The organism is Sphingomonas sp. 77B (genome assembly GCF_056497825.1).
The window spans coordinates 2,495,397-2,520,313 of the sequence record NZ_JBWMBY010000001.1 but is presented as its reverse complement, the minus strand read 5'-3'; the positions used below and the strand labels follow the sequence as shown (position 1 = coordinate 2,520,313).

The following is a 24,917-nucleotide window of genomic DNA, read 5'->3' as shown; positions in this document are numbered from 1 at the left end:
AATTGGGGCAACAGGACGAGTTATGACGCGCAACGGCCAACGTTTGCTGCTGCTGATCGATGATGAGCCGGCGCAGCAACGCCTGATCGCGGCGTTGGCGCAACGCGGTGGCTGGCGCACCCTGTTCGCGACGGATGCCGATATGGCGGCCTCGGTTCTGGGGTCGGCGCAGGGGCGCGAGCTGGACGCCGTACTGATCGAGCATTGGGCGCCGGGGGCCGATGCCACCGCCCTGATCGCCGATTGCCACGCGCTTCGTCCCGAACTGCCTATCCTGATGCTGACCGCCAACGACTCGGTGGCGCAGGCGGTGGCGGCGATGCGGGCGGGCGCGACCGACTTCCTGGTCAAGCCGCTGGCCCCCGAACGGCTGCTCGCCGCGCTGGAGGCCTGTGTCGCGGGCCAGACCAGCGGCGAGCTTCGCCCGCTGACCGAGAAGATTCCCGCGCTCCTCGCCTTTGACGAGATCGTCGGCGACGCCCCCGATTTCCGCGCGGCGCTGGCCGTCGCGTCCAAGGCCGCCCGCACCCGCGCCGCCGTCCTGATCGAGGGCGAGGGCGGCGTCGGCAAGGAGTCGCTGGCCATGGCGATCCATGCCGCCTCGCCCCGTGCCGAGCGGCCGATGATCCGAGTCAATTGTTCGACGATCGCGGCCAACCTGCTCGACAGCGTCATCTTCGGCCATGAGGAGGGCGCCTTTGCGGGCGCGTTCGAACGGCGCATCGGCCAGATGGTCGAGGCGCACGGATCGACGCTGTTCCTCGACGAGGTATCGGGCATGCCGCCGGAGACGCAGGGACGGCTGCTCGACATGCTTCAGACCGGCGCGATCCTGCCGCTCGGCGCCCGTCATGCGCGCGAGGTCGATGTCCGCATCATCGCGGCCAGCGACGTGCGCCTGGTCGAGGCGGTCGAGGCCGGGCGTTTCCGCGAGGACCTGTACTACAAGCTGAACGCCACCCATGTCGCGGTGCCGCCGCTGCGCGACCGGGCCGACGACATCGCCGCGCTGACCCGCCACCTGCTGGATCGGATCGCGCAGCAGCCGGGCCTGCGCCAGCTGGACATCACCGACGACACGCTCGACCTACTGCGCCGCTATGACTGGCCGGGCAATGTCCGCCAGCTGCAGAACGCGCTCTTCCGTGCCGCCGTGCTGTGCGAGGGCGATGCGCTGACCACCGCCGATTTCCCGCAGATCGCCGCGCTGGGGGATCGCCCGTCGGTCGCGTCGGGCCATGCCACGGGGATCGCCAATGGCGGCGTCAGCCTGTTCCGCCCCGACGGCCATCTCCGCCCGCTGGAGGAGATCGAGGCCGATGTCATCCGCCTGGCGATCGGCCATTATCGCGGCCGCATGACGGAGGTTGCCCGGCGGCTCGGGATCGGCCGGTCGACGCTCTATCGCAAGCTCGGCGAACTGGGCATCGACAACGCGGCGTGAGAATCAATCCTCCCCGACACGGGGAGGTGGCAGGCCGCCAGGGCTGACGGAGGGGGGCTTGCGGCATAGGATCACCTTAACCGCACGCCCCCCTCCACCAGCCTGCGGCTGGTCCCCCTCCCCGTGCCGGGGAGGAACTTCACATTACCACAACACCCCGTCGACCGGCTTCATCGGCTCGGGCGCGGGATCGCCGATCGCCTGGAGCAGGTCGATCTCGATCGTCCGGCACATGGCGCTGAGCGGCAGGTCGTGGACCGTGTCGCTGAACGGATCGACCAGGTCGTCACCGATCTGCAGCGCGGCCAGGAACATCAGGCCCGCGATCGACGAGCCGACCGGCGTGGCGAACCCCAGCGTCTCGACGAGGCCGATCGGCAGCAGCACGCAGAACAGCCGGGTGAAAAAGGCCGGGATGAAGCGATACTGATTGGGCAGCGGCGTGTTCTTGAGCCGCTCCATGCCCCCTTGCGAATTGGCGATGTCGACCAGCACCGATTCCATCTGGGTCTGCTGAATGGAATCGATCCAGCCCTTGCGCTGCGCATCCGCGATCCGGCGGCCGGTGCCGTCGAGCAGGCCGTTGGCGGTATTGGTGCGGGCGAGCGCGGGCTCCGCCTCGCCGCGCGACAGGAAGCGCAGCACCTCGCCGTCGACCGGCTGCTTGCGCAACTGGCAGCGCAGCGCGTTCACATAAGCGACCTGGCGCAGCACGATCGAGCGCTTCAGGTCATGCCCCTCAGGCTCGGGCAGGAAGTTGCGCGCGCTGCGGGCGATGTTGCGCGAGGCGTTGATCATCAGCCCCCAGAGCTGCCGCCCTTCCCACCAGCGCTGATAGGCCGAATTGGTGCGGAACCCCAGGAACAGCGCCAGCGCGGTGCCGAACAGCGTCAGCGGCAGCGAGGGTGCCTTGAACGGCAGCACATAATAGGCGACCGTGACGATCACGTCCCAGATGAACAGCGCCAGCAGGGGACGCCATACCTCGGCAATGATGATGCGGGTGCGGGGTACGGCGTCGACGATCAAATTCGGTCTCCCTTGTGCGGCCACCCATGAAGGGTTCCAAGGCGCAGCAACGCGACAAGCTCGGGTTGGATGCGCATCGAAATAAGCGGGCGGTGCGGCGAGGAAAGAGCCTCGCCGGGGTGGGAAACGAAACGTTACGAAGCCGCCATCGGTCTGCCATCTCCGGGGCCAAGCCGAAAGATATCCAAGTCGTTCGAACGCCTTGTTTTTATGAAGGCCAGGTCTGTCGCGCGCCGCTGGCCGACCTGCGTTCGGCTTGCCCCTGTCCCGGCGAAAAGGCATGGCGGAAATAATATGACCGTGCCGACCCCGCCCCGCATCCTGATCGTCGCCGGCTCCGATTCCGGAGGGGGGGCTGGCATACAGGCGGACATCAAGACGGTCGCGATGCTGGGCGGCTATCCGATGACCGCGATCACCGCGATCACCGCGCAGAACACGCTGGGGGTGCAGGCGGTGCATCCGGTTCCCACCGACATGGTGATGGCGCAGATCGACAGCGTGCTGGCCGATATCGGCGCCGATGCGGTGAAGATCGGCATGATCGGCTCGGCCAAAACCGCCCACGCGCTCGCCGACCGGCTGGAGACACTGGACCTGCCCGTCGTGTTCGATCCCGTAATGATCGCGACCAGCGGATCGGTGCTGGCCGACGCGGACGTGATCGCGGCCTTTCGCCGGTTCCTGGCGCTGGCCGCGCTGACCACGCCCAACCTTCCCGAGCTGGCGGCGCTGGGCGGCGAGGCGGTGGTCCGGCATCAGACGGGCGCGCTGCTGGTCAAGGGCGGGCATGGCGATGGGCCGGTGATCGAGGACCGACTGGTCGAGCCGGGCGGCGAACAGCGCTGGCAGCATCCCCGGCGCGAGACGAGCTCGACCCATGGCACGGGCTGTACGCTGGCCAGCGCAATCGCGACCGGGCTGGGCCAGGGATTGCCGCTCGCCGATGCGGTCGACCGCGCCATCGCCTTCGTCCAGGCCGCGCTGGCCGCCGCACCGGGGCTGGGCCAGGGGCATGGGCCGATGGGACATGGGCTGGGCATGGTCCCCTTCTACCACCTGCTCGCCGCGATCAGCCGCGAAGGCTGGGACGCGGCGGCGTTCGCGGCGCGATGGGGATGATCCTCCCCGGCACGGGGAGGTGGCAGGGCGAAGCCCTGACGGAGGGGGGCTTCCACGAAGGACGATCTTTGCGGCACGCCCCCTCCACCAGCTTCGCTGGTCCCCCTCCCCGTGCCGGGGAGGATCGTGATCGCCTTCCCTTCCCCGTCACCCCAGGATAGAGCCCGCGCCATGGTCGATCACAGCTTTCCCGCGCCCTTGTGCGGCGTGGACGAGGCGGGGCGCGGGCCGCTGGCGGGGCCGGTGGTCGCCGCCGCCGTCATCCTGCCAGCCACGGGCGTCCCCGCAGGCATCAACGATTCCAAGAAGCTGACCGAAAAGACGCGCGCACGCCTGTGTGCCGAGATCCGCGCCTGTGCTGTCGTCGGCGTCGGGGTGGTCCACCCCGAGGAGATCGACCGGCTCAACATCTACTGGGCGACGATGAAGGCGATGACGCTGGCGGTCGATGCAGTGACCCAGACGCTGGGATGCCACCCCGCCCATGTGCTGGTCGACGGCAACAAACTGCCCAAATGGGACTATACCGCCACCGCAATCGTCGGGGGCGATGCCAAGTCGCTGGCGATCGGCGCCGCCTCGATCGTCGCCAAGCATGTCCGCGACGAGATGATGATCGCGGCGGCCGAAACCTGGCCGGCTTATGGCTGGCACAGCAACAAGGGGTATGGCTCGGCCGTGCATCTGGCCGCCTTGCGCGAACATGGCCCGACGCCGCTCCACCGCCGCAGCTTCGCGCCCGTGGCGCAATGTTATCTGGATCTTTAAATCCCGAAATTCCTCCCCATCGTCAGACGGGGAGGGGGACCGCGCCCGAAAGGCGTGGTGGAGGGGCATGGCCGATCCGTCAGCCCCTCCACCATCGCTGGCGCGACGGTCCCCCTCCCCAAGCGAGCTTGGGGAGGAATTTTGAGCTGCCCCGAGTCGCAACCGCCACACCCCACTCCCTTGGGGGCGAAGTTATCCACAGCCCCCATATCTGCCACGAAATCGCAACATGTCGTCGAATCTGGCGGATTCCCACGAGTCGTGGACGCGAATCGCCTCTTGACGTGTGACTCGTTCCGGGTGGATGCGAGGGTTCGAGGGTAGAAGGAACGGGTAGCATGGGGGTGATCCAGACGGTGGCCAAGCCGATCGGGACGCGGCCGGTATCGGCGCACCGCGAAAGCGACCTGCCGCTCGACCAGATCCTGATGGGCGACTGTATCGCCGCGCTCCGCTCGCTGCCCGACAAGTCGGTCGACATGGTCTTCGCCGACCCGCCCTACAACCTCCAGCTCGGCGGCGAGCTGTTCCGGCCCGATGGCAGCCATGTCGACGCCGTCACCGATGCCTGGGACAAATTCGACACCTTCGCCGCCTATGACGCCTTTACCCGCCTATGGCTCGCCGAATGCTACCGTGTGCTGAAGGACAATGGCTCGCTCTGGGTCATCGGCAGCTATCACAACATCTTCCGCGTCGGGACCGCGGTGCAGGATCTGGGCTTCTGGATTCTGAACGACATCATCTGGCGCAAGTCCAACCCCATGCCCAATTTCAAGGGCACCCGCTTCACCAACGCGCACGAAACACTGATCTGGGCGTCGAAGGGCGAGAAGGCGAAATACACCTTCAACTATCGCTCGATGAAGACGCTGAACGACGAGATCCAGATGCGATCGGACTGGGAATTCCCGATCTGCGGCGGTCAGGAACGGCTCAAGAAGGACGGGCACAAGGTCCATCCGACCCAGAAGCCCGAGGCGCTGCTCTATCGCATCCTGCTCGCCTGCACGCGGCCGGGCGACGTGATCGCCGACCCGTTCTTCGGCACCGGTACGACCGGCGCGGTCGCCAAGCGGCTGGGCCGCCGCTGGATCGGCATCGAGCGCGAGCCGACCTATTGCGCCGCCGCGATCGAGCGGATCGAGGCCGCCCTGCCCCTCGACGAAAGCGCGCTGGCCACGATGCAGAGCCCCAAGGCGCAGCCCAAGGTGGCGTTCGGGACGCTGGTCGAAAATGGATATCTGATGCCCGGCATGCCGTTGATGGACGCCAAGCGGAAATGGCGTGCGACGGTGCGTGCGGACGGCTCGCTCCTGTCCGAATGCGGGCAGGCGGGGTCGATCCACCGGCTGGGTTCGCTGCTGCAGAACCGGCCGACCTGCAATGGCTGGACCTTCTGGCATTATGAGCTGGAAGGCGCGCTGAAGCCGATCGACGCGATGCGCCAGACCTGGCTGCTGGCGACGCAGCCGTAAGCCTCTATTCCTCCCCTTGCAGGGGAGGTGGCAGGCCGAAGGCCTGACGGAGGGGTGTCGCGCTATCGAGAGGGGGATACCCCTCCGACGCGCTGCGCGCGCCACCTCCCCTGCAAGGGGAGGAATAAAAGGAACCACATCATGCACCTGCGCCCCGTCCAATTCGTCGACACCCCCGTGGGCCTCGAAGACGGCAGCGCCCTGCGCCTCGCAGGCGGGATGCAGTGGTTCGCCGCCTATGAGGTCCGCGAAGATTCGCGCCGCCGCATCGTCCCCGTCGCGCGCTTCGAGCAGGAACTGGGCAACTCCCCCCGCGCGCAGGCCCTCCACGCCGCGTTCACCGCCCCCCGCGCGCCCTGGGCCATGGGCGGACGCACGCTGCGCTTCGATCAGCCCCAGGTCGCGGCGATCCTGAACGTCACCCCCGACAGCTTCTCCGACGGCGGCCAGCATGTCGGCGACCCCGCCGCGGCGGCCGATAGCGGCATGGCGATGGCGGCGATGGGCGCGGCCGTCATCGACCTGGGCGGCGAGTCCACCCGCCCCGGCGCGGCGCCGGTATGGGAAGGCGACGAGATCGCCCGCACCGCCCCGGTCGTCGAGCGGCTGGCCAGGGGCGGCGCACTGGTGTCGATCGACACGCGCAAGGCCGCCGTCATGGAGGCCGCGCTGACGGCGGGCGCGGGTATCGTCAACGATGTCGCGGCGCTCCTTTGGGACGACCGCGCGCTGGAGGTGGTGGCGAAGGCGGGATGCCCGGTCATCCTGATGCACTCGCCCGATCCGGCCAAGGGCGGCCATGGCCGGGTCGGCTACACCGATGTGCTGACCGAGGTGTTCGACTGGCTGGAGGCGCGCGTCGCGGCGGTCGAGGCGGCGGGCGTTCCCCGGTCGCGGATCATGGTCGATCCGGGCATCGGCTTCGGCAAGTCGCTGGCCGACAATCTGGCGCTCATCAACGGCCTGGCGATCTTCCACGGCCTGGGCTGCCCAATCATGCTGGGGGCCAGCCGCAAGCGGATGATCGGCGCGCTGTCGAACGAAGCCCCCGTCGATGCGCGACTGGGCGGCTCGCTCGCGCTGGCGATCAAGGGCGCGGAGGCGGGCGTACAGCTGATCCGCGTGCACGACGTGGCGGAAACCGTACAGGCGCTGCACGTCTGGCGGGGTCTGCGCGACCGTGCGCTGATCGGATAGGCCCTCGCTTTTCGCGGCCCGAGCGCCCACATAGGGGCGATGCAGCGTCCCCAGCCCCAGATCATCCGCGTCATCGACCTGGAGACGACCGGACAGGCCCCGCCCACCCACGGCGTGTGCGAGATCGGCTGGCAGGACGTGGCGCTGGGCAAGGACGGCCGCTGGGAGCTGGAGGGCGAAGGCGGCAGCATCCTGGTCAATCCCGGCCGCCCGATCCCGCCGATCACCCAGGCAATCCACCACATCCTGGACGAGCAGGTCGCCGATGCGCCCTGGTGGCATGACGTGGCGCGCCGCGTGCTCGATCCCTGGCCGCGCCGTCTGGCGCTGGCCGCGCACCGGGCCGATTTCGAGCAGCAATATTGCACCCCCGCCATGACCCAGTCGGCCGACTGGATCTGCACCTGGAAATGCGCGCTGCGCCTGTGGCCCGACAGCCCCAGCTTCTCCAACCAGGTGCTGCGCTACTGGCGCAAGCCGCAGGGGCTGGTGCATGAGCGCGGCCTGCCCATCCACCGCGCCTTCCCCGACGCCTATGTCACCGCGCATCACCTGCGCGACCAGCTGAACGAGGCGAGCCTGGCGCAGCTGCTGGAATGGTCGCGCAGTCCAGGGCTATTGCCGCGCGTCCGCTACGGCCCCGATCGCGGCAAGGACTGGCGCGAGATCGATGAGGACTCGCTGATCGGCTTCCTCTCCGACCGCGACCCCGATGTCCGCTTCACCGCCGAGACCGAAATGGCGCGGCGGCGCGGCGGTGGGCATGTCGGGCGGCCCAGCCCGCAGGAACTGCTTCTGTAATTGATACCGTAATGCTGACGTAACGGCTCTGGCGTCGATGCCTGTCCTTCGATAAGGCAGGCGGAATGCAGGGGTCGCCCACGCTCGCACCGGCCGAGAATCCCATCGGTCGCATCCTGGTCGCCGCCATGGCGATCGGCTTTCTGGCGCTGCTCGTCGCGGCGGGGGCGGCAGGCTATGTCGTGCGCCAGACGAACCGGCACAGCGACTGGGTCGTCCACACCTACCGCGTCGAAAGCGTGCTGATCGAGGTGCGCCGTCTGGCCGAGCAGCAGGAAACCGCCCGGCGCGGTTACATGCTGGCAGGCACCCCGGCCTTTCTGAACAGTTTCGAGCGTGCCCATGCCGAGCTTGCGCCGCAGATCGACGAACTTCGCCGCCTGACCGCCGACAATCCGCGCCAGAATGCACTGATGGCGACGGTCACGCAGCGCCTGACCCAACTCGACGCCGCGCAGCGCCAGACCAATGCGCTGGTCCAGCAAGGCCGGGGGGCCGATGCGCTGCGCCAGTTCCGCGTCGACAGCGGTTTGCAGCGGATGCAGAAGCTGCGCCGCGTGTTCGATGCGATGGCACGCGAGGAACGCCGCCTGCTCGCCCTTCGCGACGCCGAGCAGCTCGCCAGCCGCCAGACCTTCTCCACCGTCATGGCGATCGCCGCCTTGCTGTTCCTGGCGGTTGCGGTCGTCACCTTCCTGACGATCCGTCGCTATACCCGCGACCTCCACCGTTCGCGCAGCGCGCTGGCCGTACTCAACGCCACGCTGGAGGATCAGGTCAAGGAACGAACCGCCGATCTGGCGCTGGCGAACGAGGAGATTCAGCGCTTCGCCTATATCGTCAGCCACGATCTGCGCTCGCCTTTGGTCAACGTCATGGGCTTCACGGCCGAACTGTCCGCCGCGACCCGGCCGCTCGCCGAACTGATCGACCGTGCCGAGGCGGAGGCGCCGCAGATCGTGACCGAAGACGCGCGACTGGCCGCGCGCGAGGACCTGCCCGAGGCGATCGGCTTCATCCGTACCTCGACCGCCAAGATGGATCGGCTCATCAACGCGATCCTGAAGCTCAGCCGCGAGGGGCGCCGGGTGCTGGCGCCCGAGATGATCGCGCTCGACCAGTTGGTCGAGCAGATCACCGACTCCATCCGCCATGTCATCGACGATCGCGGCGTCACCGTGACGATCGAGCGACCGATGCCGGTCATCGTCAGCGACCGCATCGCGCTGGAACAGATCCTGTCCAACCTGATCGAGAATGCGACGAAATACCGCCACCCGTCGCGCCCCGCCGAGGTGCACGTCTCCGCGCAGGAGACGCCGGGCCGGGTGATCGTGGCGGTGCGCGACAATGGCCGGGGTATCGACCCGCGCGACCATCAGCGCATCTTCGACCTGTTCCGCCGTTCGGGCCAGCAGGACCAGCCCGGCGAAGGCATCGGCCTGGCGCATGTCCGCGCGCTCGCCTATCGCCTGGGCGGCACGATTTCGGTCGAGTCCCAGCTGGGCGAAGGCGCCACCTTCTTCATCTCGCTCCCCCCTACCCTTTCCAACGAAGGTGCCTGAATGAACGACCATCGCTCCGTGGGCATCGTCATGATCGAGGACGATGAGGGCCACGCCCGCCTGATCGAGAAGAATATCCGGCGCGCCGGTATCCTGAACGATATCCGCCACTTCACCGACGGGACGACCGCGCTGGAATATCTGTTCCATGCCCCCGATGGTCCGGCCAAGAGCGGCCCGGCGATGGTCCTGCTCGACCTGAACCTGCCCGACATGAGCGGCACCGACATCCTTGCCAGGATCAAGGACGAGAACAGCCCGCTGCGCCGCGCGCCCGTTGTCGTGCTGACCACCACCGACGACAAGGTCGAGATCCAGCGCTGCTACGATCTGGGCTGCAACGTCTATATCACCAAGCCGGTGAACTATGAGAATTTCGCCCAGGCGATCCGCCAGCTGGGCCTATTCCTGTCGGTGATCCAGGTACCCGAGGTCGAGGGCTGAACGCCCCGCCATGACCAGCGGCGCGGTTCCCCGCATCCTCTATATCGACGACGACGATGCGCTGCGACGGCTGGTGTCGCGTGCGCTGGGGCGGCACGGCTATGACGTGGCAAGCGCCGCTTCGGGGGCCGAGGGCGTCGACATGGCGGCGGGCGGCGGCTTCGACCTGGTCGCGGTCGACCATTATATGCCGGGCATGGACGGTCTGGAGACGCTGGCCGCGATCACCGCACTGCCCGCGCCGCCCCCGGTCGTCTACGTTACCGGATCGGATGAGGGGCGCATCGCCGTCGCCGCGCTGAAGGCGGGCGCCGCCGATTATGTGGTGAAGACGGTCGGCGAGGATTTCTTCGACCTGCTGTCCGCCAGCTTCGTCCAGGTCCTCGATCGCGCCCGGCTGGAACGGGGCAAGGCGGATGCCGAGGCCGAGTTGCGCGCGACCAACGCACGGCTGGAGGCGATGCTGAGCGAAGTGAACCACCGCGTTGCCAACTCGCTGCAACTGGTCTCCGCAATGATCGGGTTGCAAAAGGGCGTGATGACTGACGAGCGCGCTCGCGAGGCGCTGGAGGATACCCAACGCCGCATCCGCGCGATCGCGCAGGTGCATCGGCGGCTCTATACCGCCAACGACGTGGAACAGGTCGACCTGAGCGACTATCTGGGCGCGCTGATCGACGAATTGGGCGAAAGCTGGTCAAGCGATGCCTGCCCGCGCACGCTGACCCTGACCGCGGAGCCGATCCGGGTCACGACCGACCGCGCCGTGTCGATCGGGGTGATCGTCACCGAACTGGTCACCAATGCCTGCAAATATGCCTATCCCGATGGCGGCGGCGAGGTGCGGATCACCGTGGCGCAAGCTGACGGACATTGCGTGCTGACGGTCGAGGATGATGGTTGCGGCATGGCGCCGGACCAGAAGCCGCAAGGCACCGGGCTGGGCGCCAAGCTGGTCCGCGCGATGGCGCAGAGCCTGCAGACGGCGGTGGAATATGACCCGGCCCATTCCGGGGTGCGGGCGGTGTTGCGGGTGCCGGTTTAGAGCAAGATGACATGAGGTGAACTCCACCCCTCCCCTTCAGGGGAGGGGCTTACGTTGATTCAAGGCAATGTCATTACGGTCTAGGTTTCGCGGCTGCGGACGATCCGTGGCCTTCGACTTCAACGCAAAGTGCCGAAGTTTGTCCTGAGCGGCCAGCTTGCCAGCCAGCCGAAGGGCTCAGGCTGAACGGAGCGAGGGACAGGTCTTCCCCAACACCCGTTCAGCCTGAGCGAAGTCGAAAGCCACGTCCCAACGCCCGCCTTTAGCCGCTCGCCTCCCGCAGGCGGGAGGGGATGGGGGAGGGCACGCCACAAGCGACCGTCTCTACGAGGTGCCCGCCCTCCCCAAATCCCTCCCGCCTGCGGGAGGGGCTTAAGCCATCGACCTCAGGGCTTGCGGAACTTGTAGACGAACTGATCCGTCCGCCCGCGAATGGCGGGATCGAATACATTCTTCGAATGATCGTCCGCCGGGTTGCGCAGGACCTTGCTTTCGCCAACGAACCGGAAGCCGACCGACTGGACCTGACGCTTCACATAGTCCGGATCGATCCGGTGCGTCGTGTTGGTATTGGCCAGCCCCCGACCCGCCGTGTCGGCATGATCGATAATGACATAGGTGCCGCCCGACTTCAGCAGCTTGAACACCGCCTGGTCGAACGCGCGCAGCGCCGGTTCGCCCGCATTGTTGGCGACGTCGTGATAATTCTGCACCGTCCAGAACAGGTCGACCGGCTTGTCCGAGGCGGGCAGGTTCACCGCCTGCACCTGCGCGGTCGCGTTGGGCAGGTTCCAGCCCTGGATCATGGGCAGCGACTTCTCGGCATATTTCTGCCCGGCGGCGGGCCAATAGGCATAGACATGGCCCTTCGGCCCGACGATGCCCGAGAAGACGCGCGTCCAATAGCCCTTGCCCGGCAGGTAATCGATCACCGTGTCGCCGGGCTTCACACCGGAAAAGGCGAGGACAGCGGCGGCTTGGCGGCGTTCGTCGTCCCCCGCCTGGTCGGCGCGCGCGGGGTCGGCCAGCGCGGCGGCGATAAAGGCCGGGACCCTGGCCGGAGCGGCAGGCTTTTGCTGCGCCACCGCGACGGTTCCGCCCGCCGCCAGCATCAGCCCCAGTGCGATCGCCTTCATGCCTGCTCTCTCCTGCTTGACTGGTCCATTCACCGCTCCGTTCCGCCTGAGCGCAGTCGAAGGCCACGCGATTCCCTTGGGCTTCGACTTCGCTCAGCCCGAACGGAGGGCGGGATTATTTGGCTTACACGTCCAGATTCGCCACGTTCAGCGCATTGTCCTGAATGAACTCGCGGCGCGGTTCGACCACTTCGCCCATCAACCGGCTGAACACCTCGTCCGCCGCCGCGACATCGTCCGAGGTCACGCGCAGCATCGAGCGAACCGCCGGGTCGAGCGTGGTTTCCCACAGCTGCTCGGCATTCATCTCGCCCAGCCCCTTGTAGCGCTGGATGGCGAGGCCCTTGCGGCCCGCAGTCAGGATCGCCTCGAGCAACTGGCTCGGCCGCGCGACGCGGGTTTCGCCGCGCGCCAGCGTCGTGGCGTTGCCGTCCTCATCGGTCGGCACGACGTCCGCCGACGGCTCGGTCGCGGCGTTGCGCAGCGGCACCAGCTTGGCGGCGTGCGCGAAGCTCTCGGCCTGTTCGGCGGCTAGGCTATGCAGCTTGCGCGCCTCGGCCGAGGCGATGAAGCTGGCCTCGACGATGTGGTGATCGGTCACGCCGCGCCACAGACGCTCGAAATGGACACCGCCATCTTCCGTGAGGCGCGCCGACCAGCGCGCCTCGTGATCGCCCGATTCCAGCCGCCGCGTGGTCTCGACCACCGTCGCCATGCGCTGCTCGCGGGTCAGCACCGGATCGAGCGCGCCCGCCAGCGCCAGCACCTCGATGATCGAGGCGTCATAACGGCGCGGTACGTACCGCATCAGCGTCCGCATCCGCCGCGCATGATCGACCAGCGCCTTCAGGTCGTTGCCCGACCGCGCGCCGCCAGCCCCTTCCAGCACCATGGTGGAGACGCCCGCCTCGACCAGATATTCGTCGAGCGCGGTGTCGTCCTTCAGGTAGACCTCCGACCGCCCCTTGGTCGCCTTATACAGCGGCGGCTGGGCGATATAGAGGTGCCCGCGCTCGATCAGCTCGGGCATCTGGCGATAGAAGAAGGTCAGCAGCAGCGTGCGGATATGCGCGCCGTCGACGTCTGCGTCGGTCATGATGACGATCTTGTGGTAGCGCAGCTTGTCCGCGTTGAAATCGTCGCGGCCGATGCCGGTGCCCATCGCCTGGATGAGCGTGCCGATTTCCTTGGACGAAATCATGCGGTCGAACCGCGCGCGCTCGGTGTTCAGGATCTTGCCGCGCAAGGGGAGGATCGCCTGGAAATGGCGGTTGCGCCCCTGCTTGGCCGAACCACCGGCCGAGTCACCCTCGACCAGGAAGAGTTCGGACTTGGCGGGGTCACGCTCCTGGCAATCGGCCAGCTTGCCGGGCAGCGAGGCGATGTCCATCACGCCCTTGCGCCGGGTCAGCTCACGCGCGCGCTTGGCCGCTTCGCGCGCCGCCGCCGCGTCGATCACCTTGGCGATGATGGCGCGGGCGTTGGCGGGATTTTCCTCCAGCCAGTCGGCCAGCTTGTCGGCGATCAGCGATTCCAGCGGCTGGCGCACCTCGGACGACACCAGCTTGTCCTTGGTCTGGCTGCTGAACTTCGGATCGGGCAGCTTGACCGAAACGATCGCGGTCAGGCCTTCGCGCATGTCGTCGCCGGTCAGCGTGACCTTCTCCTTCTTCAGGAGGCCCGACTTGTCGGCATAATTGTTGAGCGTGCGGGTCAGCGCGGCGCGGAAGGCCGCGATATGCGTGCCGCCGTCGCGCTGGGGGATGTTGTTGGTGAACGCCAGAACGTTCTCGTAATAGCTGTCGTTCCACTCCAGCGCGACGTCCATGCCGATCGCATCGCGCTGGCCATGGATGGCGATAGGTTCGGGGAAGAGCGGCGACTTGGAGCGGTCCAGCCACTTCACGAAGGCGGCGATCCCGCCTTCATAATAGAGCTCGACCGTCTTGGGCTCTTCGTGCCGCGCATCGGTCAGGAACAGGCGCACGCCCGAGTTTAGGAAGGCCAGCTCACGGTAGCGATGTTCGAGCTTGGCGAAGTCGAACTCGGTGATCTTGAAGGTGGCGGGCGACGGCAGGAAGGTCACGCGGGTGCCCTTCTGCCCCGGCTCGGCCTTGCCGACGACCTTCAGCGGCGCGACCGCATTGCCGTGGGCGAAGCGCATGTAATGCTCCTCGCCGTCACGCCAGATGGTCAGGTCCAGGAACTCGGACAGCGCGTTGACCACCGACACGCCGACGCCGTGCAGGCCGCCGGAAACCTTGTACGCGTTGTCGTCCGAGGTGTTCTCGAACTTCCCGCCCGCGTGCAGCTGGGTCATGATGACCTCGGCCGCCGACACGCCCTCTTCGGGGTGGATGCCGGTCGGGATGCCGCGGCCGTTATCGGTCACGCTGACCGAGCCGTCGGCGTTCAGCTGGATGTCGATGCGGTCGCAATGCCCCGCCAGCGCTTCGTCGATCGCGTTGTCCGACACCTCGAACACCATGTGGTGGAGGCCCGAGCCATCGTCGGTGTCGCCGATATACATGCCCGGCCGCTTGCGCACCGCGTCGAGGCCCTTCAGCACCTTGATCGAGGAGGCGCCATATTCGTTCGTCTGGGGGGTATCTGCCATAGCGAGTATATAGGAATTACAGGGCCCCAAAGAAAGCGAAATGGGAGGGGCGGCGGCCCTTTCGCACGCCCTTGCGCCGGGCGGAAAAACCGGGCGACGGCACGCCGTTTGTGACGCCGATTTCATGCCCCGGTCGGGAGCCGGACGCTCCGTCGGCGCGTATCCTGATCCCGCTTTTGGCATCGGAGATGGCTATGACTGGTAAGATATTCCTCCTCCCCGTCATGCTGGCGACGCTCGCCGCCGCCCCGCTATCGGCGCAGTCGTGGCGGAAGGACTATCCCAGCTGCGATCTGGCGCGGCAGCGGACGCTCAAGGCGCCGACCGGCGGCACCATCCGCGATCCGCGCCAGGCCCATATCGCGATGCGCGCCAATATCCTCCAGGCGGATATCAGCACCGCCCGCAAGGCGCGTCGCCTGTCGCAGGCCGAGACGCAGACGCTCTGGAATGCGGTCGCGCGCATCCGTCGCGACGCGAACCGCTTCGTGGCGAAGCAGGGATTTCTGAGCGCGGGTGAGACGGCAAGCTATGACCGGGCGCTGGATGGGGTGGCGATGCGGGTCTGTCGGGGGTGATGGTCTCGGTGAGACACCTGCCCTCCCCCATCCCCTCCCGCTTGCGGGAGGGGCGTGCTTTGGTCGAACCTTAGGAATCCACTTCGAAGGCGTGCCGAACGCCACCCGGTAACGCACCCCTCCCGCAGGCGGGAGGGGATGGGGGAGGGCTCCAGTGTCTCACCGAGCCCCAACCTAAAACATAACCCGCGTCGCCTCCCCCGGCACATCCGTAAACAACCCGGGCTCGGTCCCGGTCATCCACACCTGCCCCCGCCCCGCCAGCCGCTCGAACAGCGCGGCGCGGCGCGACGGATCGAGATGCGCCGCCACCTCGTCCAGCAATAGCACAGGGGGCAGCCCGCGCTGCTCGGTCACCAGATCGGCATGGGCCAGTACGATGCCGAGCAGCAGCGCCTTCTGCTCCCCCGTCGAACATAGCGCCGCCGCCTGCCCCTTGGCGACATGCGTCACGGACAGGTCGGCCCGGTGAGGCCCGACCAAGGTGCGCCCCGCCGCCGCATCGCGCCTGCGTCCCATGGCCAGCGCATGGGCAAATGCCGCCGGCTCGACCGCCTCCCCCTCCAGCGCCAGCGCGGCCCGGGCGAACACGCTGTCGGGTGCCTCCTCCAGCCGCTGGTCGAGCGCCGCCACCGCCGCCACACGCGCAGCGTCGAGCGCCGCGCCATGCTCGACCATCCGCGCCTCCAGCGCGCTCAGCCAGTCGGGATCGACCGGGCCATCGCTCGCCAGCAGCCGGTTGCGCTCGCGCATGGCCGCGTCATAGCGGGTCGCGTGCATCCCGTGCGCCGGGGCCAGCGCCAGCACCAGCCGGTCGAGGAACCGCCGCCGCTCGGATGCGGGCTCGACGAACAGGCGGTCCATCGCCGGGGTCAGCCACAGCACCGAAAGCCAGTCCGCCAGCGCATTGGCGCTTGCCGCCGCCCCCTGCACCCGAACGACCCGCCGCTCGGGTGCGGAAGCCAGCGCGCCGGTCGCGATCTCGACATCGCCGACGATCGTCGCCGCGACACCGAACCCGCCCTTGCCCCCCTGCCGCGCCATCGCCGACAGCGCCGCGCGGCGCAGCCCCCGACCGGGCGCGAGCAGCGACACCGCCTCCAACACGTTGGTCTTGCCAGCCCCATTCTCGCCGGTCAGCACGACGAACCCCGCCGCCGGTGACAGCGCGAGGTCGGCATGATTCCGGAAATCGGTGAGGACAAGACGGGTGAGCATGGTTGCCAGACGGCTATGGCAGAAATCCGTGCCTCGCACGAAAAAAGAAAGGGCCGCCGAAGCAGCCCTTTCCCACCTACGACTTCAAAGGCTTGTTATCGCCAAGATGAAGCCGGCTGCCCCCGAAAGGACAGTCTCCAAGACCGATGCCGAGACAGAGCGGGAACACGATGCATATATTAGATCAGAGCCATTTTGTCAAGGAATCGAGCCCGAGGCCACAGAGGATGGCGGCTCGAACATCCCGCAACTGGGCCGGTTCGACACGTCCCGTCGCCCATTGCCGACCCTAATCGCCACGCCGTCTCGGCAGCTTGAACCGGTCGAGCCGATCCAGCGAAACCGACGACAACAGATCGCATTTCGCCCACATCACCGGACTGTCGAACGGCAGCGGCAAGGGTTCAGCCAGGGCGATCCGGCAATGATAGGCCTCGGGCGGCTCCGGATCGGTGGTGCTGAGCGGAACGATCGTCACCAACCGCCCTCGACGACGAAGACGCGGCCCTACGACGAGCGCGGGGCGCGCCTTTCGCATTTCGGGTTCAATTACCACCTCGTCATACCGGCAGATCAGGATCTCGCCGGGTCGAGGATAGTAAAGCAATCCCATCCGACCGCTTACACCCGCATCGGCATCAGCACGTAGAGCGCAGGGGCCTTGTCATTCTCGCGGATCAGGGTCGGGGCGGCGGCGTCGGCCAGGTGAACCTCGACCGTATCGCTGTCGATCTGTGCCAGGATGTCGAGCAGATAGCGGCTATTGAAGCCGATCTCGAAGCCCAGCGAAGTATATTCGCCCGGCACCTCTTCCGACGCCGTGCCGTTTTCGGGGCTGGTCACCGACAGGGTGATCCGGTCACGGTCCAGCGCCATCTTCACCGCGCGGGTCTTCTCCGTCGCGATGGTCGAGACGCGGTCGACGCCCTGCATGAACGCCTTGGGGTCCAGCTTCAGGATCTTGTCGTTCGCGGTCGGGATCACGCGGCTGTAATCGGGGAAGGTGCCGTCGATCAACTTGGAGGTCAGAATCGCCTGGCCCAGGTCGAAGCGGATCTTGGTGCCCGACAGCGACACGCCGACCGAGCCGTCCACCTCGTCGAGCAGCTTGCGCAGCTCGCCCACGCATTTGCGCGGCACGATCACGTCGGGCATCCCCTCGGCACCGTTCGGGCGCTCGATGGTGACGCGGGCCAGACGATGGCCGTCGGTGGCGGCGGCCTTCAGCACGGGCTGGCCGTTATCCTCGGCGACATGCAGGAAGATGCCGTTGAGGTAATAACGCGTCTCTTCGGTCGAGATGGCGAAGCGCGTCTTGTCGATGATCTGCTTGAGCAGCTCCACCGAAAGCTCGAACTGGGTCGGCAGCTCGCCCTCGGCGATGACGGGGAAGTCGTCGCGCGGCAGGGTGCCGAGCGAGAAGCGCGCGCGGCCCGCCACGATGGTCATGCGGCCCTCGGCGGCGGTCAGCTGGACCTGCGCGCCCTCGGGCAGCTTACGGGCGATGTCGAACAGCGTGTGCGCCGACACGGTGGTCGAACCCGGCTGGTCGACGGCGGCGGCGACGCTGTCGTTGATCTGGAGGTCCAGGTCGGTCGCCATCATGCGCAGCTGGCCCTCGGCGGTCGCCTCCAGCAGCACGTTGGAGAGGATCGGAATCGTGTTCCGCCGCTCCACCACCGACTGGACATGGCTCAACCCCTTGAGCAGCGTTGCGCGTTCGATCGTCGCCTTCATTTCCTGATCCCCCGCCGGAACGACCGCATGGTCCCCGAGTCCGAATGATAAATGGCCTTGGTTCCTACCCGCCAAGAAGGGGCCGAAGCAAGGCTCCGACCCCTCTTACACTGGTGGTAAAACCACCGTTAATGTGGAAAAGAATCCCGGCTTAGAAGCGCAGGCCCAGACCGGCCATCAGCTGGTGGCGGTTCGGGTTGATGCCGACGCCGTCCAGTTCGTCATAATGCGAATAGCGATATTCGCCCTTTACGAAGGTGTTGGGGCTGATCGCATATTCGAGGCCTGCGCCCAGGCGATAGCCGCCGACTTCCTGGTCGTTCGAGGTGGTGACGCCCGCCGTGGTATAGCGCGCATCGAACTTGGCATTGGTGTAACCGGCCTTCAGGTAACCCATCGCGACCGGCGAGATGATGTAGCCGACGCGCGCACCGGCATAGAGGTCGCGCCCCGCCCCCAGGCGGAACTGGTCGCCGGGCACGCGGATGCCGTTGCTGCGCGTGTCCGAGCTGCTGCCCGAAATCTCGCCCTCGGCGCCCAGCACCACCGGGCCTGCCGGAATGTCGTAACCGATCGCGGCGCCATAGAGCACGCCATCGCTCGAACTCTTGTCCTGACCCTGACGATCGTTGAGACTGTCATAGCCGATCAGGCCCTCGACGCGGAAACCCGTGAAGGGCTGTGCGGTCTGGGCGGCGGCGGGGGCCGCAGCGGCGATGGCTGCCGAGGTCGCCAGGGCGGCGAGCATGAGCTTACGCATACACTATACTCCATTACTGTACCGGCCGCCGTTACATTCGGCGGTTGCCGCACCAATGGCGCGAAAGCGCGGACGTTGCATGAACCTCAGCTAAACAGGAAAAAGCGTTGCATAGACGCAACAGCCGCGACAGGGATGGCGGGTCATGACGCCCCTGCAAGCATCGCCTGCCCGGAAAGGCCGCGACTATATCGCCCGGCATGGCGAGACGGTGTTCAACCGGATCGGACGCATCCAGGGCGACCGGGTCGAACTGCACACGCCGCTGACCCGGCGGGGATTTGCCCAGGCCGACGCCATCGGCGAAGCCTTGCGCGAACGGCTGGGCACGTCCCCCGCCCTGACCCTCTGGTCCTCGCCGACGGGCCGCGCGCTTCAGACCCTGGCGGTGATCGCCGAGCATCTGGCGCTCGACTGGCATGTGACGCGGCATGATGTCCGGTTGATCGAACTGGGTTTCGGCAGCTGGGGCGGACAGGATTTCGCGACGCTGACTGCGATTCACGGCCCCATCGTGCACCCGCACGGCATGGCGGTCGGCGCGCCGGACGGCGAGACCTATGCGGCAATGGCGGCGCGGCTGTCGGCGTGGCTGGCGGACACCGCCGGGCATGACGGCGATCGCCTGATCCTGATGCATGGCCTGTCCAGCCGGGTGCTGCGCGGGCTGATGCTGGGCCTGGCCGACGATTCGCTGTGCGGCGTGCCGGTGGCCGAACGCCTGCCGCAGGGATCGATCGTGATGATCGAGGGCGGCGTCGAAACCGTGATTCACCGGGCTGGCCCATGAAGCGGCTGGCGCTCTGCCTTGCGCTGGTCGCTACCCCCGTCCTCGCGCGCGAGACGATCGGCATCTACAAGGGCTGGGGCGCGTTTCGCGATCCCGATCGCTGCTATGCCATCGCCAGGCCGGTGCTGGCGAACGGCCGGACGGGCGGCTTTGCCAGCGTCGGCACCTGGCCCGCCAAGCGTCTGCGCGAATCCTTCCACGCGCGCCTCAGCCTCCCCCGCAACCGCGCCGCGACGGTCACGCTGGCGATCGGCGAGCGGCGCTTTCCGCTGGTCGGCAGCGACAGGGACGTCTGGGCCCCCGACGCCGCCACCGACCACGCGCTGGTCATGGCGATGCGCTCGGGCCGCAGCATGAGCCTCTCCGCCGTCGACCAGCGCCACCGCCCCTTCGCCGACACCTATGCCCTGGCGGGCGCCGCGTCCGCGATCGACGCGGCGACGCTGGCGTGCGTGGGGTGAACCCAATCCTCCCCGGCACGGGGAGGGGAACCAGCGAAGCTGGTGGAGGGGGATCACCGCACAGGACATCCGGTGTGGAAGCCCCCCTCCATCAGGCCTCCGGCCTGCCACCTCCCCGTATCGGGGAGGATGGAAATGTCCGCGATTTTGCGCTATGGGGACGCCATGCAGACAGTTTCGGCCGCCCTCATGCCCATTCCGGGGCACATCGATCCCGTGCCCGTGCCGCGTGGCGTGCAGCCGCGTCCCGATGGTCGCGTCGACCTGATCGGCCTGACCAAGGATCAGCTGCGCGAGGCGTTGCTGTCGGGCGGCATGGAATTGAAGCAGGCCAAGCTGCGCTCCAAGCAGATCTGGCACTGGCTCTACAATCGCGGCGCGACGCGCTTCGCCGACATGACCGACATCGCCAAGGCGCAGCATCCTTGGTTGGAGGAACGCTTCGTCATCGGCCGTCCCGAGGTGGTCGAGGCGCAGGTGTCGAACGACGGCACGCGCAAGTGGCTGCTCCGCTCGGCCGACGGGCAGGATTACGAGATGGTGTTCATCCCCGACGCCGATCGGGGGACCCTGTGCGTGTCGAGCCAGGTCGGCTGCACGCTGAACTGCCGTTTCTGCCACACCGGCACGATGCGCCTCGTCCGCAACCTGACCGCGGGCGAGATCGTCGGGCAGGTCATGCTGGCCCGCGACTCGCTCGGCGAATGGCCCAGCCAGCCGGAAGGCCGCATGCTGACCAACATCGTCATGATGGGCATGGGCGAGCCGCTCTATAACTTCGATGCGGTGCGCGATGCGCTGAAGCTGGTGATGGACGGTGACGGCCTGGCGCTCTCCAAGCGTCGCATCACCCTGTCGACCAGCGGCGTCGTGCCGATGATGGCGCGCGCCGGTGCCGAGATCGGCGTGAACCTGGCCGTGTCGCTCCATGCGGTGACCAAGGACGTGCGCGACGAACTGGTGCCGCTCAACAAGAAATACGGCATCGAGGAACTGCTTCAGGCGTGCGCCGACTATCCGGGCGCGAACAACGCCCGGCGCATTACGTTCGAATATGTGATGCTGAAGGACAAGAACGACTCGGACGCCGATGCGCATGAGCTGGTTCGGCTGCTGCGTCATTACGACCTGCCCGCCAAGGTGAACCTGATCCCGTTCAACCCCTGGCCCGGCGCCGATTACGAATGCTCGACGCCCGAGCGTATTCGGCGCTTCTCCGACATCGTGTTCGAGGGCGGCATCTCGGCCCCCGTCCGCACCCCGCGCGGGCGCGACATCGACGCGGCCTGCGGCCAGTTGAAGACAGCCGCCGAGAAGAAGAGCCGCGCGCAGCTCGACCGCGAGGCGGAAGAGAAGTTCGCGGCTTTGGGCTGAGTCTTTTTCTTCCCTGCAAACATGCCCGTGGGAAAGGGACGCGCCGGGGAGTGGGCATAGGGAGGCGGCCCCCCCGCCCCCCCAGTTAGACTGTGATGATATTGCCTTGAACCAACGTAAGCCCCTCCCCTTCAGGGGAGGGGTTGGGGTGGGGCCTCGCCACAGACCGCACGTTTGCGGAAACGCCCCTCCCCCGGCCCCTCCCCTGAAGGGGAGGGGTAAGTTCATCTTATGTCATCTTGCTCTAGGTGTTTGGTCCCAGTATTTGATGGTGCGGGTTTGATGTAAAGCGTGCTGGCTCGTTCTGCCATGCTTTGCAGATGGCCTCGTAGGGCGTGAGGCCTTTGAGCGTCTTGAGCCTGCGGCCGAAGTTGTAGGCGGCGACGAAGTCGCCGAGATGTTGCCGTAGCTGGTCGTGGCTGTCGTAGTGATAGCGCTTGACGGTCGCGTCCTTGATGGTTCGGTTCATCCGTTCCACCTGCCCGTTGGTCCACGGATGCTTTACCTTGGTCAGCCGGTGCTCGACGCCGTTCTCCTCGCACACGCGGTCGAAGATGTGGTGGAAGGCATATTTGTGATGAGCGTGGTTGGTGAACTGGATGCCGTTATCTGTCAGCACGATGTGGATACGATAGGGCACGGCCGCGACCAGATTGCGCAAGAACTGCGCCGCGATCATCTTGCCGCCTTCCTGATGCAATTCGACGAACGCGAACTTGCTGGTCCGGTCGATTGCAACGAACAGTCGTAGTTTGCCTTCGGCAGTCTGAACCTCGGCAATGTCGATGTGGAAGTAGCCGATCGGGTACGTCTTGAACTTGCGTTTCGGAGCCTTGTCGCCGGTGACCTCGGGCAGGCGGCTGATCCCGTGACGCTGTAGACAGCGATGCAACGACGAGCGCGTCAGGTGTGGGATCGTCGCCTGAAGCGCGTAGAGGCAGTCATCCAGCGGCAGTAACGTATGCCGGCGGAAGGCCACGATGACAGCCTCCTCCTCGATGGTCAGTACCGTGGAGTGCGGATTCTTCGGTCCGGTCGGCAGATCCTTGACCGCTGTGCGCTTCTTCCACTTCGCCACGGTTTTTTGGTTGATCCCGTGGCGCTTCGCCAGAACCCTCAGGCTCTCTTGACTATGCTGTATCGCTCGACGGACTGCCTCTGTCGTGCGGGCGCTCCCGTGTAAAACCTGTCCCATAAGGCTTCCTTCCAGGCTTGCGCCGATGATGCACCATCAAATGCCGGGATCAAACACCTAGAGCCGCTATACCAGCGGCTCCGGCATCACCATACCCTTCCCGTTACCAGCAGTTGCGCGACAAGATTCTCACAGGGGAAAGAGGGTCAGAGACAGCTTAGCCGGACCTGCCTGGCGGGTTTGTCGAAGACGATCGACGAACAACGGTTCAGTTGGTCCGCGCCGATCGACAGCCAGTCTTTCTTGGCATTATGCTTTCCCTTGCCGGTCACGACGACTTCATCGGGGTCACCCGCCGGCGCATCGGCATCCGCGATCGTCGCCGTGCTGCCGAAATCGACGGTTCGCACGCCCAATTGCGACATCGCGAACGGGCCGATCGCCACGGGCGTCTTCAACGTCATCGTCCGGATCGGTCGTGTTACCCCGAAGACGATTTCCTGCTGGGTCGGCGCACCGGACAGCTCGCCGCCATACGCCCGGGCGAGCCGAACCGCACCGCCCGCATTGGTCGTGCTGCGCGGATTACGGGGATTGAAGATCACACGCATCGGCTCCCCCTCGACTGCTATCACGACATAGCGTGATCCCCAGTCGCCGAACACGCCGCCCCCGCCGACCATCGGCAGGCTGACGGTTCGCTCGCCCGCTTGAGGCTCACGCAGGCGAAAGCGGATAACGGGATCGGCCAGGCTGGCGGGGCCGAACACGCCGTCAAAACCCTTGGCATAGGGCTGCTCGGCAAAGGCGATCCGCCGCTTGAACGCTGCGCCCGCACCGGACTGGACCTCGGCCACGGCGGATTTTCCGTCGATCCGCACCGGCCCGACACGAAATCCAAGTTCGATCATGCCCGGCTTCATACCCGCCGCGTCGGCATAGCTCTTGGTGATGATCGGAATGCCGAGCGCCGCCGGATCGATCAGCACGGAGCGGGTGACGCCGTTGACCGACAGGGTTTCGCGACCATCCGGTGCGATCACCCGCTCCGGCGTCGGTGGCGTGGCGGCCGTCAAGGTGGCCAGGAACAGGCAGGCAAGACGGCGCATCAGAACTCTCCCGGTGTCGTGACGACCGGGCAACGATCGGTGCCAATCATGTCGGCTTTGTGACCGGATCGGACTTTATTGCGCCGGGTGGTTCGTGACGAAGTCCACCACCGCCGTCACCACACCGGGCGCGAGCGGCAGGTTCGGGTCGGCATAGGTCGCCAGGTTCGCGCCGCGGTTGTCGCCCTCCACCGTCTTCAGCACATGATTGACCTTGGGCAGCAACACCAGGGTCGCCTTCGGCTGGGCGGCCTTCAGGATCTTCGCATCCTCGACCGTGACCTGCAGATCGGATTCACCCTGCACGATCAGCAGCGGCTTTGCGGTCGCCGCCGCCAGCTTCGCGGGGTCCTTGGCAAAGCTGTTGACCAGAAACGGCTGGACCGCGTCGGCGAACAGCATCGGCAGCGGCGGCGTCAGGCTGGTGGCGGGGATGGTCCGCCCGGCCTCCAGTGCATCGATTGCGCGGTCGGCATCGGGCAACAGGGGCGCGTTGGCGGGGTTCGCATGGAGCTGTGCCCGCATGACCTCACCCAGCGGTCGTCCGGGGGTGGAGACGGCGATGACGCCGCACAGTCCGGCCGGTCTGGCGGCGGCGGTATCGAGCGCGACCAGCCCGCCCTCGCTATGCCCCAGCACCCAGACGCAAGGGGCTCCGGTCTTCGCACGAATCGCGGCGATCCACGCGCGGGTGTCGGCGGCATAGTCGTCGATCGTCACCTTGTTGGCATCGGGGATCGCGCCCGCGCTGGCGAACATGCCGCGCTTGTCGATGCGCACGCTGGCGATGCCCCTGTTCGCCAGCCCTTCCGCCAGCAGACGCAACGAGGCGGCCTTCAGGCCGCGCGGACTGTTACCGTCGCGGTCGGTCGGGCCCGATCCGGGGATCATCAGGACGACCGGCACCCTGGGTCCTTCCGGCCCGGTCCAGCTGCCTTTCAGCGGCCCCTGTGGGCCCGGGGCAGCAATGTCGCGATCGGCCATCGGCGTGGCGGTAGCGAGAATGGCGGCGAGCAGCGTGACCAATGACATGACCTACTCCTTTTGACCACATTATTTCAACTTTGCCAACGAAGAACCGAAGTGATTGGTAGGCCCTCATCTCTCCG

Annotated in this window: 24 protein-coding genes; 14 read left to right on the top strand and 10 right to left on the bottom strand. The window is 66.8% G+C overall.

Features of this window, described 5'->3' with window-relative positions; translation table 11 throughout:
* The first annotated feature begins 22 nt into the window (after positions 1-22).
* Positions 23-1,444, top strand: a complete 1,422-nt coding sequence (locus AC1GI4_RS11905; RefSeq protein WP_479629636.1) for a sigma-54-dependent transcriptional regulator — start codon at positions 23-25, stop codon at positions 1,442-1,444.
* Positions 1,445-1,588: 144 nt separating this feature from the next.
* Here the strand turns inward: AC1GI4_RS11905 and AC1GI4_RS11900 are convergent, their stop codons facing one another.
* Positions 1,589-2,473 (bottom strand): bestrophin family protein, encoded by an 885-nt coding sequence (locus tag AC1GI4_RS11900; RefSeq protein ID WP_294275381.1) that lies wholly within the window; start codon positions 2,471-2,473, stop codon positions 1,589-1,591.
* Positions 2,474-2,499: 26 nt separating this feature from the next.
* Between AC1GI4_RS11900 and AC1GI4_RS11895 the strand changes: the two genes are divergently transcribed.
* From AC1GI4_RS11895 to AC1GI4_RS11855, 9 genes are all read left to right on the top strand, one after another.
* A complete protein-coding gene (locus AC1GI4_RS11895) occupies positions 2,500-2,766 on the top strand; it encodes a hypothetical protein (protein WP_479629635.1) in 267 nt (88 codons plus the stop codon).
* 1 nt (position 2,767) lies between these two features.
* Positions 2,768-3,595: a bifunctional hydroxymethylpyrimidine kinase/phosphomethylpyrimidine kinase gene (thiD, locus tag AC1GI4_RS11890; RefSeq protein ID WP_479629634.1), complete on the top strand. Its 828-nt coding sequence runs from the start codon at positions 2,768-2,770 to the stop codon at positions 3,593-3,595.
* A 171-nt stretch (positions 3,596-3,766) separates the two neighbouring features.
* Positions 3,767-4,363, top strand: coding sequence for a ribonuclease HII (locus AC1GI4_RS11885; RefSeq protein WP_479629633.1), 597 nt, complete (start codon positions 3,767-3,769; stop codon positions 4,361-4,363).
* Positions 4,364-4,701: 338 nt separating this feature from the next.
* On the top strand, positions 4,702-5,841 hold the full coding sequence (locus AC1GI4_RS11880) for a site-specific DNA-methyltransferase (protein WP_294275385.1): 1,140 nt from the start codon (positions 4,702-4,704) through the stop codon (positions 5,839-5,841).
* Positions 5,842-5,982: 141 nt separating this feature from the next.
* Positions 5,983-7,038 carry a dihydropteroate synthase gene (gene folP / locus AC1GI4_RS11875; protein WP_479629632.1) on the top strand — a complete coding sequence of 352 codons (1,056 nt, stop codon included), beginning with the start codon at positions 5,983-5,985 and terminating at the stop codon, positions 7,036-7,038.
* 39 nt (positions 7,039-7,077) lie between these two features.
* The gene (locus AC1GI4_RS11870) at positions 7,078-7,839 is read left to right on the top strand and encodes an exonuclease domain-containing protein (protein ID WP_042485340.1); all 762 of its coding nucleotides are present in this window, start codon (positions 7,078-7,080) and stop codon (positions 7,837-7,839) included.
* A gap of 65 nt (positions 7,840-7,904) precedes the next feature.
* A complete protein-coding gene (locus AC1GI4_RS11865; RefSeq protein WP_433909125.1) occupies positions 7,905-9,404 on the top strand; it encodes a sensor histidine kinase in 1,500 nt (499 codons plus the stop codon).
* Positions 9,405-9,848, top strand: coding sequence for a response regulator (locus tag AC1GI4_RS11860; protein ID WP_058717856.1), 444 nt, complete (start codon positions 9,405-9,407; stop codon positions 9,846-9,848).
* A 10-nt stretch (positions 9,849-9,858) separates the two neighbouring features.
* Complete coding sequence (locus AC1GI4_RS11855) at positions 9,859-10,893, top strand: sensor histidine kinase (RefSeq protein ID WP_479629631.1); 1,035 nt, start codon at positions 9,859-9,861, stop codon at positions 10,891-10,893.
* Positions 10,894-11,279: 386 nt separating this feature from the next.
* Here the strand turns inward: AC1GI4_RS11855 and AC1GI4_RS11850 are convergent, their stop codons facing one another.
* On the bottom strand, positions 11,280-12,029 hold the full coding sequence (locus AC1GI4_RS11850) for a class I SAM-dependent methyltransferase (protein ID WP_479629630.1): 750 nt from the start codon (positions 12,027-12,029) through the stop codon (positions 11,280-11,282).
* Between the two features lie 124 nt (positions 12,030-12,153).
* Positions 12,154-14,646 (bottom strand): DNA topoisomerase (ATP-hydrolyzing) subunit B, encoded by a 2,493-nt coding sequence (gene gyrB, locus AC1GI4_RS11845; protein WP_479629629.1) that lies wholly within the window; start codon positions 14,644-14,646, stop codon positions 12,154-12,156.
* Positions 14,647-14,840: 194 nt separating this feature from the next.
* On the opposite strand from gyrB, the gene AC1GI4_RS11840 reads away from it, so the two are divergent.
* Positions 14,841-15,224 carry a hypothetical protein gene (locus AC1GI4_RS11840; RefSeq protein ID WP_479629628.1) on the top strand — a complete coding sequence of 128 codons (384 nt, stop codon included), beginning with the start codon at positions 14,841-14,843 and terminating at the stop codon, positions 15,222-15,224.
* A gap of 174 nt (positions 15,225-15,398) precedes the next feature.
* Here the strand turns inward: AC1GI4_RS11840 and recF are convergent, their stop codons facing one another.
* From recF to AC1GI4_RS11820, 4 genes are all read right to left on the bottom strand, one after another.
* The gene (gene recF, locus AC1GI4_RS11835) at positions 15,399-16,442 is read right to left on the bottom strand and encodes a DNA replication/repair protein RecF (protein WP_479629627.1); all 1,044 of its coding nucleotides are present in this window, start codon (positions 16,440-16,442) and stop codon (positions 15,399-15,401) included.
* 289 nt (positions 16,443-16,731) lie between these two features.
* Positions 16,732-17,055 carry a type II toxin-antitoxin system PemK/MazF family toxin gene (locus AC1GI4_RS11830; protein WP_479629626.1) on the bottom strand — a complete coding sequence of 108 codons (324 nt, stop codon included), beginning with the start codon at positions 17,053-17,055 and terminating at the stop codon, positions 16,732-16,734.
* 8 nt (positions 17,056-17,063) lie between these two features.
* Entirely contained in the window at positions 17,064-18,179 is a 1,116-nt protein-coding gene (gene dnaN, locus AC1GI4_RS11825) for a DNA polymerase III subunit beta (protein WP_479629625.1), read from the bottom strand.
* A 151-nt stretch (positions 18,180-18,330) separates the two neighbouring features.
* A complete protein-coding gene (locus tag AC1GI4_RS11820; protein WP_257575250.1) occupies positions 18,331-18,939 on the bottom strand; it encodes an outer membrane protein in 609 nt (202 codons plus the stop codon).
* A gap of 145 nt (positions 18,940-19,084) precedes the next feature.
* Between AC1GI4_RS11820 and AC1GI4_RS11815 the strand changes: the two genes are divergently transcribed.
* From AC1GI4_RS11815 to rlmN, 3 genes are all read left to right on the top strand, one after another.
* Entirely contained in the window at positions 19,085-19,729 is a 645-nt protein-coding gene (locus AC1GI4_RS11815; RefSeq protein WP_479629624.1) for a histidine phosphatase family protein, read from the top strand.
* Entirely contained in the window at positions 19,726-20,190 is a 465-nt protein-coding gene (locus AC1GI4_RS11810; RefSeq protein WP_479629623.1) for a hypothetical protein, read from the top strand. The genes AC1GI4_RS11815 and AC1GI4_RS11810 overlap by 4 nt, the downstream gene beginning before the upstream one ends.
* 165 nt (positions 20,191-20,355) lie before the next feature.
* Positions 20,356-21,564: a dual-specificity RNA methyltransferase RlmN gene (rlmN, locus tag AC1GI4_RS11805; protein WP_042485348.1), complete on the top strand. Its 1,209-nt coding sequence runs from the start codon at positions 20,356-20,358 to the stop codon at positions 21,562-21,564.
* A 244-nt stretch (positions 21,565-21,808) separates the two neighbouring features.
* On the opposite strand, the gene AC1GI4_RS11800 is transcribed toward rlmN, so the two are convergent.
* The 3 genes from AC1GI4_RS11800 to AC1GI4_RS11790 all read right to left on the bottom strand — a co-directional run bounded on the left by AC1GI4_RS11800 (position 21,809) and on the right by AC1GI4_RS11790 (position 24,840).
* Positions 21,809-22,759, bottom strand: a complete 951-nt coding sequence (locus tag AC1GI4_RS11800; RefSeq protein ID WP_479629622.1) for an IS481 family transposase — start codon at positions 22,757-22,759, stop codon at positions 21,809-21,811.
* A gap of 146 nt (positions 22,760-22,905) precedes the next feature.
* Complete coding sequence (locus tag AC1GI4_RS11795; RefSeq protein ID WP_479629621.1) at positions 22,906-23,808, bottom strand: hypothetical protein; 903 nt, start codon at positions 23,806-23,808, stop codon at positions 22,906-22,908.
* Between the two features lie 75 nt (positions 23,809-23,883).
* Complete coding sequence (locus AC1GI4_RS11790) at positions 23,884-24,840, bottom strand: alpha/beta hydrolase (RefSeq protein ID WP_479629620.1); 957 nt, start codon at positions 24,838-24,840, stop codon at positions 23,884-23,886.
* Positions 24,841-24,917 lie beyond the last annotated feature (77 nt).